This is a genomic window from Selenomonas ruminantium subsp. lactilytica TAM6421, from assembly GCF_000284095.1.
Classification (GTDB): domain Bacteria; phylum Bacillota; class Negativicutes; order Selenomonadales; family Selenomonadaceae; genus Selenomonas_A; species Selenomonas_A lactilytica.
Map to the genome: position 1 here is coordinate 2,309,094 of NC_017068.1, position 14,295 is coordinate 2,323,388.

The window sequence follows — 14,295 nt, forward strand, 5'->3', positions numbered from 1 at the left end:
ATCCCATCCTGGAATAGTGGTCATTCCTGCAATATATTCTTTTTATATAGTCTTCTATAGTGAAGAACTTTTAATTATCCTGCTAAATTTTTTTATTTGTCAAGTGACAAATGTCATCTTTTAACGATCCGTTAGAGCATAATCATGTGATGTATACATTATTTATGTGCCAGATTTACAGCCAATTCTGCATTATGGGCAGCCATGTCCCGCAACTGTGCCAGCAGTTCACCATTCCGCTGACGGAAGGTCTGCTTGTCATTCCACTTACGGCGGATCTCCTGCATCAGTTCCTCTGCCGTGACATCCTTGAGATTGCCTACAGGTTCTTCACCGATGGAGGCCAGGAAGCGGTCAATCTTAGGATCGTAGGAAATGCCCAGCATGGGCACGCCCATCACGCCGGCGAAGATCAGCGCATGAAGGCGGATGCCCAGCACCAGATCCATATTCCCCACCAGGGACAGGAACTCGCTGGTGGTGTATTCGTCCTTCAGGACCGTGCACTCTTCCTGCGTCAGGGCAGCAATGGCCTGGGCGGCCTTGACATCATCCGGGAACTGCATGGGGATGAATATCACCCTTGCCCCCAATTCCCGCACCACCATATCAGAAACCTCGGCGAGGACTTCCTTATAGTGGCGCCAACCCTGCCATTCCCGCACGGAAATCCCCAGCACAGGTTTGGCTCCATCAGCATGATAGGCCTTGAAGATGGCCCGGCCGGCTTCCTTGCCTACGGGATGGATGGCCAGCACCGGATCGGCCGTGCATTCGATAATGGTCTTGTTGATACCCAAGCGGGCCAGTTCCTTCAGGGATCCTTCATCCCGGACAGTGATCAGATCCACATGGTTGCCCAGATACCCCATGGCCCAGCGGGCAATCCGCCCGATGATGGGGCCAATGCCCTGAGCATAGAGCATCACCTTGGTTCCCAGGAAGTGGGCCAGCATGATGATGACCATGTAATAATAGAGGCTGCGGCGGCTGGTGACGTTCTGCAGAAGGCTGCCGCCACCGCTGATCAATAGATCTGCCTGCCGCAGTTCCCGGATGATGGCCGGAAAGCCCAGCCAGGAGATGGCATCTACTCCGTGACGCTTGCGCGTATCCTCCGGATCGGCAGAAATCACCGTAATATGTAGTTTGGGATCGAGATCGCCGAGGACTTCCAACATGGCGGCCAGCATGGCCTCATCCCCGGCATTTTTCGAGCCGTAGTATCCCGATACGACGATTCTGCTCATTACGCTGCCTTACGCTCCTTTGCTCGTGAAATAACGGTCTGCCACAACTGTATCAGCATCATGGCAATGGCGCCGATGCCAGCCCCCAGCACAATGCCCCCAATGCCGCGCATGAAGGACATGTAGACCGGCGTGCGCATATGGGCGAAGGTTTCCACCATGGAACCCTGACCGATGGTGGCAATCAGCACCAGGCCGAAGAAGATCATGGTGGGCCATTTGCGCCAGAAGGCCATGACCGCCAGCATGAAGGCCGGATGGCCGATCATGAGTTCCTTGGTGCGGGGACGGGCGTAGAAGGCCTGCTCCAAAAAGGCGCGGAACTTCAGTTCCGTTGCCGATACCGGCATGCCGGAGGTATGGCCGCTGCGGGCCACAAAGACCACGCCGGCAACGAGTACCAGGAACATCACAAAGAGTGTCTTGATCTTCACCGGCATGTCCAGGATCTTCTTCATCTGGTTCATGACGCCTTCCGTGTCGTCCATGCGGCCGTCGAAGACATCAAAGCGCTGCAGGAAGGCAATGCCCACCAGGATCAGCGGCAGCACAAAGGTCAGCTTGATGCCCCGGAAGATCTGGAATTCCAGCAGGTATTCCGTATCGGCCAAAGAGCCGGACAGATAAGCTGCGCCCACATAGGACAGGGCCCCCGTCACAAACAGGGCCAACACCCCCGTAACGAGCATTTTGCCAAAGCCCAGCGTCATCTTATCCCGCAGATAGCGGATACGGTCCAGCTGGAAGATGACCGCGATTGCCGGGAACAGGTTGGCACTGGCCAGTGCTGCCAGCACGCGGATCTTGCCGCCATTGCCCATCAGTACTGGCACAGCCGCACACAGGGCAAAGATGGCAAAGAGCAGCCACTGTTTCTTCACGGAAACATTCAGCGCCGGAACCACCAGGCTCAGATAGAGCACGGCCGCGGCAGCTACACCGGCCATGACCAGAGCCCGCAGGACCTTGCTGGGATAGAAGGCGGCAAAGGTGCCAGCCGGGCCGATGGTATAGCCATGGGATACCAGGATATCATGGGTATCCTGGAAATATTTCATATTGGTTTCCAACAGGCTCATATTGGGCGAGGGCTTGTCGTAAATGCGCAGCAGATCCACGCGGATATTGCGCTCCTCGTCCGTATTGGACCAGCGTTCCACAGCGGTATCAATCTTCAGCTTGGGCTGTTCGTCCTTCGGAATGGAATAGACGCGGGCAATCTTGTCATAGCCAATGCCCTTGGCGATTTCCTCCATGCCGTCCTGCTTGTAGAACTGCAGCTGGGTTACACCCTCGATCAGGCCCAGCGTCAGATCGCGCTTTTTCAGCTCATCGATGGTGGCCTGCAGGGCCTTGCCAGCGCCCAGACTCTGGGCACCGGAGAAGACCACTTCGGAAATCTTATAGTCATGGAGACGGTTGAAGACGGCCTCCACATCCTCTTTCTTACAGTTCTCGTAGTTGCTGGGGCGTGCCAACACATAGAAACCGGCCTTGTTGACGGCTTCCATCTCGTCCGTAGGCATGCCGATGTTCATCTTGAGGAAGGATTCGTAATGGACTTTTACCGCCATCACTTCTTCCGTGCCTACCTGCAGCAGCTGCACCCGGTCACTGCCTAAACGGCGGGGCACATCTTCCTTGAGCTCTTTCCAGGTGCGGGCATCGTGCCCCACGATATAGACCTCATTGCCGAGGATCTTGCCCTCGGCCACCAGCTGCCGCCACATAGGATCGGCCAGCGCACCGCTATGGTAATTGGCCAGGATCTCACTGCCGGCAATGGCCGTGGCCTTGCCGTTGGCATTGAGTTTCTTGAAGGTGGTATCGTATACCGCCAGCGAAGTGATGCCGGCTTCCTTGGCCTTGGCCAGCACCTCATCCGCGGGCAAACCTTCCCGTTCCGCCAGTTCCAGCAGGCCTTCATAGTCAATGGCCATATCCACCTGACGATTATTCTGTTCCACCCCATGACGGGCAAAACCGATGGTCAGTGCGGCAATCAAGCCAATGATGATTACCAGCACCAATCCCCGGTTGTAGCTAAAATCCTTCATTATCCTTCTTCCACCTTATTCCACATTATCTAAGCCAGCCGTAATGACAATTGCCCCCTGGGTCTGCCGGACATTTTGGAACTGCATGCCCAGGGGCAGCCTGCCGGGCGCCGCCAGCTGGATATTGCCAAACATATCATTGAGCTTTGCCGTGCCAAAACGGCTGTTCTTCATGGCTAAATGCGTCATCTGAAAATACAGGGAACCGGCCTCTTCCACCACATTGCCTTCCATCTCAATGTCCACAGTCCGGCCAAAGACCTTCGTATCAGCCGTCACCATGATGCCTGTAGGCTCAATGGTCACCTGCACATTATCTATCCGCTCCAGTTTGCGGGTCAGAACCTCCCGCAGATTCTCCTCATCCAGGGACCCCGTCAGGGTAAGCTTGTCCGCAGACTTCATGGCCACCTTGCCGGCAGTCCATAAGTCCTGAACATTGAGTCGCACATTCTCCCCGGTAAGGCTGATTTCCCGGAAATAGACCTGCCCCACCTTGGCCTGATGGGCCACGCCATGGACGTGCTGCACCACCCCCAGTGCCAGCAGGAATCCAGGACGGCTGTCCACGGATACCTGCGCATCATGAGTGGCCAGGCGCTCACTCATGCGCGTCTGCAGCGTCTCCTGAGCCAGCCAGGGCAACACCGTCTCACTGAACACGATTATAATTATGAATAAAGCACCTGCAATAGTCAAGCCCTTTCGCAAAATCCGTGCCCCCCCATAAGAAGGAGCCAGGAGCATGCTGCATCCTGACTCCGTAAAAGATTAATTAAATTTCATGGTTGGCTTTGGCTGCCAGGAACGCACGGATGAAGGGATCGATATCGCCATCCATCACGGCCTGCACGTTGCCGGTTTCCTGACTCGTACGATGGTCCTTGACCATGGTGTAGGGCTGGAATACGTAAGAACGGATCTGGCTGCCCCATTCGATATTCTGCTGATCGCCCTCGAGCTTGGCCAGTTCTGCTTCCTTCTTCTCCATTTCCAGCTCGAAGAGCTTGGCGCGCAGCATCTTCATGCACTGCTCGCGGTTCTGGAGCTGGGAACGCTCGTTCTGGCACTGTACCACGATCCCCGTGGGCTCATGGGTCATGCGCACAGCCGAAGACGTCTTGTTGATGTGCTGACCGCCGGCACCGGAAGCGCGGTAGGTATCCACCCGGACATCCGCCATATTGATGTCCACTTCCACCGCGTCATCGATTTCCGGCATGATATCGCAGGCCGAGAAAGACGTATGACGGCGGGCATTGGCATCGAAGGGCGAAATGCGCACGAGGCGGTGCACGCCCTTTTCCGACTTCAGGAAGCCATAGGCATTATGCCCCTTGATGAAGAGGGTGGCGGACTTGACACCGGCTTCATCACCGGGCAGCAGGTCTGCCGTCTCCACGGTGAAGCCGTGGCGTTCAGCCCAACGGCCATACATGCGCAGCAGCATCTGCGTCCAGTCCTGGGCTTCCGTTCCGCCCGCACCGGCATGCAGTGTCAGAATGGCATTGTTGGCATCATAGGGGCCGGAGAGCAGCACTTCCAGCTGCAGGGCCTCCAGGCCTTCGGCCACTTCATCCAGCTCAGCCTTGACATCGTCTTCCATGCTGGGATCATCCTCTTCGAGGCCCATTTCCAGCAGGGTTTCTGCATCTTCATGCTTAGCCACAAGGGATTTATACTTGTCCACGCCGGATTTCAGATCCGCCAGTTCCTGATTGAGCTTCTGGGCAGCTTCTGCATCATCCCAGAATGTAGGCTCGCCCATCTTGTATTCCAGCTCGGCGATCTTCTCTTCCTTGCGGGGAATTTCCAAAGCTTCGCCCATATGGTCCAGCTTTTCCTTCAGTTCGCCCAACCGGGGTTTTAAATCTTCAAGCATTCTTTACACCTTTCTTATTTGTTACGTCCGCAGCAGTTCTTGTACTTCTTGCCGCTGCCACAGGGACAGGGATCATTGCGGCCGACTTTTTCTGCCGCCTGGGCCTTCTTGGCCGTAGCCGTGCTGACTTCGTCGCCATGGCTGGCCTGGGCCGTATTCAGATGGTCAGAGAGCTGGGAGCGCTGCTGCTTGATGGTCTCTTCCAGCTTCTGCTTCTGGGTTACGCTGGCTTCCACCGGTTCGCCGGCTTCTTCCGCAGCCTGCTGCTCCGGCGTCACGATGCTGACATGATACATGAGGGAGGCAATCTGGTCCATGATGGCACTTTCCATCTCCTCGAACATATCGAGGGCCTCGATCTTGTATTCCACCAGCGGATTGCGCTGACCATAAGCCCGCAGGTTGATGCCGTCGCGGAGCATATCCATATGGTCGAGATGTTCCATCCACTTGCTGTCCACCACGCGGAGCATGACGACCTTCTCCAGTTCACGCATGTTCTCTTCGCCGAACAGGAGTTCACGCTGCTGATAGCCATCGGCAGCCGTCTTCTCCAAGCGCTCCTTGAGTTCGTCGCGGCTGAGTTCCACCAGCTCTTCCTTCTTCAAGAGACCTGCCGGAGCATAGATCTTCTCGGCATCTTCAATGAGGCCGTCCAGCTGCCATTCTTCCGGATAGAGCTGTTCATTGGCGTACTGGTTCATCTCATCCTTGATGATATGGTTCACCATGCCCATGATGTTTTCCCGCAGGTTCTCACCCAGCAAAATCTTGCGGCGCTCGCCATACATGACTTCGCGCTGCTGGTTCATGACATCATCGTATTCCAGCACGTGTTTGCGGATATCGAAGTTACGGGCTTCGACCTTCTTCTGGGCGTGCTCGATGGAGTTGGTGATGATGCGGTGCTCGATGGGCTCGTCTTCCTCCATGCCCAATTTATCCATCATGCCCGCAATGCGGTCAGAGGCAAAGAGACGCAGCAGGTCATCTTCCAGGGACAGGAAGAAACGGGAGGCACCGGGGTCACCCTGACGACCGGAACGGCCGCGCAGCTGATTGTCGATGCGGCGGGACTCATGACGTTCCGTACCCACGATGAAGAGACCGCCCAGTTCCGGCACGCCTTCGCCCAGCTTGATATCCGTACCACGGCCAGCCATGTTGGTGGCAATGGTCACAGCGCCCTTCTGACCGGCATCGGCGATGATCTCGGCTTCCTTTTCATGGAACTTGGCGTTCAGCACGCTATGGGGAATGCCGTTCTTCTTGAGTACGCTGCTGAGTTCCTCCGACTGGGTGATGGAGGTAGTACCGATCAGCACCGGCTGTCCCTTTTCATGGAGTTCCTTGACGAACTTGCCCACAGCCCGATACTTGGCCGCCTTGTTCTTGTAGATGAGATCCGGATAGTCCACGCGCTGTACCGGCTTGTTGGTGGGCACCACGATGACCGGCAAATTGTAGATCTTCAGGAACTCGTCTTCCTCGGTCTTGGCCGTACCAGTCATACCGGCCAGCTTGTTGTACATGCGGAAGTAGTTCTGGAAGGTGATCGTAGCCAGTGTCTGAGATTCCCGCTGGATCTTGACGCCTTCTTTGGCTTCGATTGCCTGGTGGAGGCCATCGGAATAGCGGCGGCCTTCCATGAGGCGGCCCGTGAATTCATCGACGATGATGACTTCATCATCACGCACCACATAATCCCGGTCGCGCTTCATGAGGGCCTTGGCCCGCAGAGCGGCCGTGAAGCAGTGGGAAAGCTCGATATTTTCCGGGGCATAGAGATTGCTGATGCCCAGCATCTTCTCGATCTTCGGCACCACGCTGTCTGCCGGCGCAACCGTCTTCTGCTTTTCATCGACGGTATAGTCATCGCCCTCTTTGAGGGTGGCTACGGCCCGGGCCATTGTGGCATACATATCCGTGGACTTAGCACCGGGGCCGGAGATGATCAGCGGCGTACGGGCCTCATCGATCAGGATGGAGTCCACCTCATCGACGATGGCAAAGTTCAGTTCCCGCTGCACCATCTGGTCGGGATAGATGACCATGTTGTCGCGCAGGTAGTCAAAACCGAACTCGTTGTTGGTACCGAAGGTCACGTCACAGCTGTAGGCGTATTTGCGTTCCGGGAAATCCATATCATGGACAACCAGACCAACCGTCAGGCCCAGGAAACGGTACAGACGGCCCATTTCCTCCATATCGCGGCGGGCCAGATAGTCATTGACGGTGATGACATGAACGCCCTTGCCGGTCAAAGCGTTGAGGTAAACCGGCAGCGTAGCGACGAGGGTCTTACCTTCACCGGTACGCATCTCGGCAATGCGGCCTTCATGCAGGCACATGCCGCCGATCATCTGCACATCGAAATGGCGCATGCCCAGCGTACGGCGGGAAGCTTCGCGCACGACGGCAAAGGCTTCCGGCAGGAAATCATCCAAGGTCTCACCATTGGCCAGACGCTCCCTGAACTTTCCCGTATAACCCACCAGTTTGTCGTCGGTCAGATTCGCCATCTGCGGCTCTAAGGCATTGATCTTTTCGACAACCTCGCGATAACGGGCAATCTCTTTATCGTTATTGTCGCCTAAGAATCTTTTGAGAAATCCCAGCAAACAAAATCACTCCTAACATTAATTATAAACTCACCTATCAATATTAACAAAGAAGCCCCCATAAGTCAATGATACGCAGGATTCCGGGGCGCTGCTCCTGCTGCGCAAAGATTTCACTGTAACCCGCTACCTGCCGGCAGGATTTTATGATACAATGGTGAATAAGTAAAGGTAGTGATTGTATAATACTGGCGGAGGGGCTTATGCGGGATTTAAGGGTGTTTGCCATTGACAACTCCATAACATTCCAAAACACCTTGGTGCAGGAGCTATCAAGACGTCTCCCCAGCGGCAGTCTGGTGGAACACGCCGCTAAGCCCGCCGAGGCCATGGATAAGCTGCCCATTTTCAAGCCCACCATCATCGTGATGAACTTTGCCCTGGGCTCTCTTTTGGTGAATCAGGAGAAATTCCTGCCCCTGCTGGTCAAGAAATATCCCCAGGTGCCCATTGTTACCTATGGCATCCTGGAAAGCGGACAAAAGGCCGCCATGATCCTGGGTGCTTCTCATTATCTGAAGAAACCCTCCATCGGGCAGCCCATGGAACCCTTCTATGAGAATCTGGTCAGTGCCCTGCTTGTATCCCAGGGAAAGAACTCCACTGCCTCCCTTAGTTCTGCCGATATCGGCGGCGGAGCTGTGGTCACCCGGGAAATCTGGCGGGCCTCAAGACCTGCCCAGCCGCCGCCACCGCCCAAGCCGGCGCCTTCCCCCATGGAGCCCATGATCAATGTGCCGCAAAATGCAGCCCATATCGATCTGATTGCCATGGGTGCCTCCACCGGCGGCACCGAAGCATTATCCGCCATCATCACGAAGCTGGAACCGCCCCTGCCGGGCATCGTCATCGTCCAGCATATCCCGCCGATGTTCTCCAAGCTGTTCTCTGAGCGCCTCAATACGGAAAGCAAACTGACCGTCAAGGAAGCCGTCAGCGGCGATGTGGTGCTGCCTAACCATGTGTACATCGCGCCGGGAGCCAAGCATATGACCATCTCCCGCATGGGCACCCGTTATATGCTGGAATGCAAGCCTGGGCCGCCGGTGCACAGCGTCTGTCCCTCCGTGGACGTGCTCTTTGACAGCGTAGCTGACATCGCAGGCAATCATGCCATGGGCATCATCCTCACCGGCATCGGCAAGGACGGCGCCGCAGGGCTCCTCAAGATGCGCAACCTCGGCTCCCCCACCATCGGTCAGGACGCCGCCAGCTCCACCGTCTATGGCATGCCCAAGGCCGCTTTTGAAATTGGTGCTGTACAGCAGCAGCTGCCGCTTCTAAGCATCCCCCAGGCCATATATAAGATCGTAAGATAGGCAAAGCCTTCCCACTCAGGGGAGGCTTTTTTTCATTATAGAAGGAATTTCTGCCACAAAAGGCGAAATTATCCAAAAATATTATTTGCCTGTAAGCTCAACGAACTGGAAGGAGCGTTCTATATGGATAAGCAAACGCAGAAGAACCTGCTCTCCCCGCTGCATGTCTGGGCACTTTCCCTGGGCTGTGCGGTGGGCTGGGGTGCTTTTATGGTGCCCGCCAATCTCTTCATTCCCACAGCAGGGCCGTTGGGAACCATGCTGGCCATGGGCATCAGCACGGCGCTGCTTCTGGTTATCGGCGCCAATTTCTGCCGTCTGGCCGAAAAATACCATGACGACGGCGGCATCGTAGCCTATGTCCGCAACATCATCGGCCATGACCATGCCTTTCTGGCGGCCTGGATTCTTCTGATCGCCTATCTTTCCATTCTCTGGGCCAACGCCACAGCCACTGTGTTGCTGTTCCGCTTCCTGCACGGAGACTTGCTCTCCTGGGGCTATCTCTATACCATTGCCGGCTTTGACATCTACTTCGGCGAGATGCTGGCTGTCTGGCTGGTCATTATCGTCTTTGGCCTGTTCACCTGCTACAGCGGCACGCTGGCCCGCTATTTGAACACCTTTTGCGCCATCCTTTTTTTTCTGTCTGTCATTATCCTGTCCGCAGCCATGTTCAGTCAGGTAGACACGAGCGTATTCAAGCCGGCCTTCCAAACTTATACCAATCCCATCATGCAGATCTTCAGTATGGTGATGCTGGCTCCCTGGATGTTCTTCGGCTTTGAGGCCGTCACCCATGCCTGCGATGATTTTGATTTTTCCAGCAAAAGACTCTTTCCCATTGTCATCGCAGCCGTGCTCAGCGGCGGACTTATCTATATCCTGCTGGCGGCCATGGCCATCATGTCCATCCCGCCGGAATACGCCTCCTGGACTACCTATATCGCCCAGCGCCCCCATCTTGAGGGACTTGCCGGACTGCCGGTATTCCATAGCGTGCATGCCGTTTTCGGCAGAGAAGGACTGCTCTTTCTCTGCGTATCCATCGACTGCGCCATCATCACCAGCCTCATGGGACTTTACCGCACCTGCGGGCGCCTGCTGTACTTCATGGCCAGATGTGAAGTCCTGCCTGCCTGGTTCAGCAAACGGGCCGCGGATGAAACGCCCCGCAATGCCATCATCTTTGTGATGCTTATTTCCCTGTTGATTCCCCTCCTGGGACGGATATCCATTGTCTGGCTCTGCGACGTCATCACAGTGGTCGGCTCCGTCGCCTATGGTTATGCTTCCTACTGCGCCTATCTGCTGGCAAAAAGAGAAGGCAGCCGACAGGACAAATTCAGGGGCATCTTTGGTGTGTTCATTTCCTGTCTGTTTTTCTTCTGTCCATTGCTGCCCGGGCTGTTATTGGGCGGTTCTTTGGATACAGAATCCTATCTGATGCTTTCAGTCTGGAGTATTCTGGGCTTTATCTATTATTGGTATGTATTCAAACACGATACCCACAACCGCTTTGGCCACAGCACCTCCATGTGCATTATGATCCTGTTCCTGAATTTCTTCTCCACCAGCATCTGGCTGCGGCAGGTTACCGAAGAGCGGCTCAAAGATGCTGCCACCGGTTCCTTCACGGGAGGCTACAGTATTATAGTCGCAGACAGTGTCGTCCAGATGGCTATGATTATGATTATCCTGCTTTTGATGACCAATATCTTCATCACGCTGAAACGCCGGGAACACGATATGACCCGGACACTCCAACAGCAGCACGAAGTCAATCATGCCCAAAACACCTACCTGCGCAATCTGGCCCATGATATCCGCATTCCCATGGAAGCGGCCCAGCTTTCCGTCCATCATTCTTTGGAAAACTGCACCATTTGTTCCGCCTGTGCAGTGGAATCCTGTCCTCATCGCATTCCCGACCGCCTGGCCAACTGTCTGGGACAGTTAGACAGCCACAGCCAGTACCTGATGAGCCTGATTTCCAGCATGCTGGACAAGCGTAACATGAAAATGGGCGGTATAGAAATGGGCAAAATACCCTTGGATTTTGCCCGTATGGATTGGCGGTATACTTTGCAGCATATCAAGGATATATTCGCGCTGAAAATGCAGGAAAAAAATATCTTTTTTGAAGTCTACCCCATTGAACTGCCTCACCCCCATGTCATCTGCGATACGCAACGCTTAGAGCGCCTCCTTATCAATCTGGTCAGCAACGCCTGCGAATTCACGCCCAATGCTGGCGGCGTCATGGTAACCCTGATGGAAACAGGCCCAGCTGCCGTAAAATATCAGGGACAGGATGTGCCCGGTGCCATCTATGAAATCCATATCAACGACACGGGCACCAATATGCCGCCCGCCATCATCCAGCATATGGCCGAGCCCTTCGAGCTCGAAACCAGCGGCCTGGGTGGCCTCTATATCGTTCAAGGCCTGACAACCCTCTTAGGCGGCAGCATCAAGATCAACACCAACACCGGACAGGGACCGGGCAAGGATATCGTCGTGACACTGCCTCTGCCACTGGCTGAACCTCTGTTTGAACCGGCAGCAGAATTCTAGAGAGGAGATGTGCTTATGCAGGAGCAAAAAGATACAGCAACTGCCGAAAAAAATAATGTCCGCCTGCTCTATCCCCTGAATGTCTGGGGACTGTCCTTCGGCTGTGCCGTAGGCTGGGGAGCTTTCATGATGCCGGGCAATCTCTTCCTGCCCCACGCCGGCCCCGTGGGCAGCATTATCGCCATCGCCTTAGGCAGCATCGCCATGCTGATTATCGGCGCCAATTTCTGCAAGCTGGCGCAAAAATACCGGGATAACGGCGGTTTCTTTGCCTATGTACGAGAGGTCATGGGACATGACCATGCGTTCTTAGCAGCCTGGGCCCTGATTGTCACTTACCTGTCCATCATCTGGGCCAATGCCACCGCCGTGGTGGTGCTCGCGCGCTTCTATTTTGGCGGCGTGCTCCAATGGGGCTTCCACTACAAATTGGCCGGCTTCGATGTCTACGCTGGGGAGATTCTCACCACATGGCTGGTCCTCATTGCCTTTGGCTGCTTTTCTGCCTATGCGGGCAAGGCAAAACGCCCAGTCAATACACTGATGGCCCTGCTGCTGTTCTTCGGCATCCTGCTGCTCTTCAGCGGCGTGCTGGCCATGAGTCCCCGCCATGCCAGCTTCTATCCGGCTTTTGACCCGGATATCGGCGGCACACCTTTCTTACAGATTTTCAGTATGCTGATGGTAGCCCCCTGGATGTTTTTCGGCTTTGAATCCATCACCCATGGCGGCGAGGAATTCCGCTTTCCCATCCAGCGTACCTTCCCCATTATTGTCGGCGCCGTGATTGCCACTTTTTTGGCTTACAGCCTGCCCATTGCCATTGCCGTTATGGGCAGCCCAGCCGAATTTGCCACCTGGCACGAATACATCATTTCTCTAAGCCACTTGAAAGGCTTTGATGCCCTGCCGGTCTTCCACGGGGTTGATGCCCTCTTAGGTCCCGGTGGCATGGCTCTTTTGGCCGCCACGGTACTGGCGGGAATTTTCACCGGCATCAACGGCCTCTACCGCGGCTGCTCCTTCCTGCTGCAGTCCATGGCCAAAGATGAGCTCTTGCCTGCCGTCTTTGCCACCCAGGCCGATGACGGCACACCCCGCAAAGCAGTTTTCCTGATTCTCTTGGTATCCCTGCCCATTCCCTTCCTGGGGCGCACAGCCATTGTCTGGCTCGTGGATGCCATCACCATCAGCGGAGCTATCGCCTATGCCTATGTATCCTTATGCCGCTATCGAGAGGCCAAATCCGGGCAGGATTCCACGGGTAAAACCATGGGGATTGCAGGTTTTTTACTTTCCTTGTTCTTTTTCTTCTGCCCGATTGTCCCCGACCTGCTTTTAGGCAGCACATTGGAAACCGAATCCTATCTGCTGCTGGCGGTCTGGAGTGTTTTGGGGCTCATCTATTATTGGTATATCTTTAAGCACGACAAGCAGGAACGCTTCGGCAAATCCTTCACCCTGTGCACCGTGCTGCTATTCCTGAATTTCTTCTCCACAGCCCTCTGGCTGCGGCAGGTCATGGTCACGAAAATCCCGCTGGCCCAAATGGGCGGTTATGCCCCCATCCATGATGCGCTAAATCATTACAGCATGATTCAAATTGTACTCATCATGCTAATTCTGCTCTTCATGGCCGATATCTTCACCACCATGCGCCGCCGGGAACACGATATGAGCAAACGAGTCATCGCCGAGCAGCGCGCCAGCCATACCCGTGGCGCCTATCTGGCCAACATGACCCATGATATCAGCCTCACCATGAATGCCATCATGAGCTATGTGCATCTGGCCCGGGAAAATGGCGAAGAATACAAAGAGAATGCCGGCTGCTGCCCGCATGAAGCCTTGAACGGACTCTACCAGAGCCTTGTCCATACCGATTCCATCAGCCATTACTTCCTCCATCTGGTCAGGGAAATGGAAAAGGTGTACCGCATCCAAAGCACAAGGCTGAAGCTTTACCCAGTACCCACAGATATCCGCTACAATCTCAAACAGGTCAAGGATATCTTCACGGAGCAGATGCAGGACAAGAATATCGACTTCATGGTTTATACCGCAGAACTGGAAAATCCCTATGTTTACTGCGACAAGAACCGCCTGCAGCGCATCCTCCTGAACCTCATCAGCCTTGCCTATATGTTCACTCCCGTAGGCGGCAGCATTGCCGTTACTCTGGCGCAAAAGGGCTTTGCCTATCATAAACCGCCCGAAGACAGCAGCCGGCGCCGATTCCTGCTTTATGCAGATTATGAACTACGCATCTGCAATTCCGATGCCGTCATGCCGCCGGAAATCAGCAGCCAGCTCCTGCACGACTGTAATTGGGAACAGCTCTTCAAAGAGGAAGGCTCGGAGCGGGGATTGGCCATCACCAAGCATCTGATTGACCTCTTCCATGGCTCCTTCAACATAGTCTCGGAACCGGGACAGGGCACGGAAATCATCATCAACCTGACCTTGCAGCTGGCCAAGCAGTCTGCCGTCCCCATCCATGTGGAACAGGAAGCCGCCAATATCATATAAACAACACAAATAACGGGAGAGCTGATTCATTCAGCCTCCCGCTTATTTATGCATATTTAC

Annotated in this window: 8 protein-coding genes; 3 read left to right on the top strand and 5 right to left on the bottom strand. The window is 54.9% G+C overall.

Going from position 1 to position 14,295, the window contains the following annotated elements; translation table 11 throughout:
• Positions 1 to 158 precede the first annotated feature (158 nt).
• The 5 genes from csaB to secA all read right to left on the bottom strand — a co-directional run bounded on the left by csaB (position 159) and on the right by secA (position 7,810).
• Positions 159 to 1,250, bottom strand: coding sequence for a polysaccharide pyruvyl transferase CsaB (csaB, locus tag SELR_RS11265; RefSeq protein ID WP_014425351.1), 1,092 nt, complete (start codon positions 1,248 to 1,250; stop codon positions 159 to 161).
• Positions 1,250 to 3,307 carry a DUF5693 family protein gene (locus SELR_RS11270; RefSeq protein WP_014425352.1) on the bottom strand — a complete coding sequence of 686 codons (2,058 nt, stop codon included), beginning with the start codon at positions 3,305 to 3,307 and terminating at the stop codon, positions 1,250 to 1,252. The genes csaB and SELR_RS11270 overlap by 1 nt, the downstream gene beginning before the upstream one ends.
• A 15-nt stretch (positions 3,308 to 3,322) precedes the next feature.
• Positions 3,323 to 4,018: an LmeA family phospholipid-binding protein gene (locus SELR_RS11275; protein WP_158645812.1), complete on the bottom strand. Its 696-nt coding sequence runs from the start codon at positions 4,016 to 4,018 to the stop codon at positions 3,323 to 3,325.
• A gap of 64 nt (positions 4,019 to 4,082) precedes the next feature.
• Complete coding sequence (prfB, locus tag SELR_RS11280; protein WP_014425354.1) at positions 4,083 to 5,189, bottom strand: peptide chain release factor 2; 1,107 nt, start codon at positions 5,187 to 5,189, stop codon at positions 4,083 to 4,085.
• Positions 5,190 to 5,203: 14 nt separating this feature from the next.
• Positions 5,204 to 7,810, bottom strand: a complete 2,607-nt coding sequence (secA, locus tag SELR_RS11285; protein ID WP_014425355.1) for a preprotein translocase subunit SecA — start codon at positions 7,808 to 7,810, stop codon at positions 5,204 to 5,206.
• Between the two features lie 203 nt (positions 7,811 to 8,013).
• Between secA and SELR_RS18145 the strand changes: the two genes are divergently transcribed.
• From SELR_RS18145 to SELR_RS11300, 3 genes are all read left to right on the top strand, one after another.
• A complete protein-coding gene (locus SELR_RS18145; RefSeq protein ID WP_014425356.1) occupies positions 8,014 to 9,129 on the top strand; it encodes a chemotaxis protein CheB in 1,116 nt (371 codons plus the stop codon).
• A gap of 123 nt (positions 9,130 to 9,252) precedes the next feature.
• A complete protein-coding gene (locus tag SELR_RS11295; RefSeq protein WP_014425357.1) occupies positions 9,253 to 11,706 on the top strand; it encodes an amino acid permease in 2,454 nt (817 codons plus the stop codon).
• Between the two features lie 15 nt (positions 11,707 to 11,721).
• Positions 11,722 to 14,235: an amino acid permease gene (locus SELR_RS11300; protein ID WP_014425358.1), complete on the top strand. Its 2,514-nt coding sequence runs from the start codon at positions 11,722 to 11,724 to the stop codon at positions 14,233 to 14,235.
• Positions 14,236 to 14,295 lie beyond the last annotated feature (60 nt).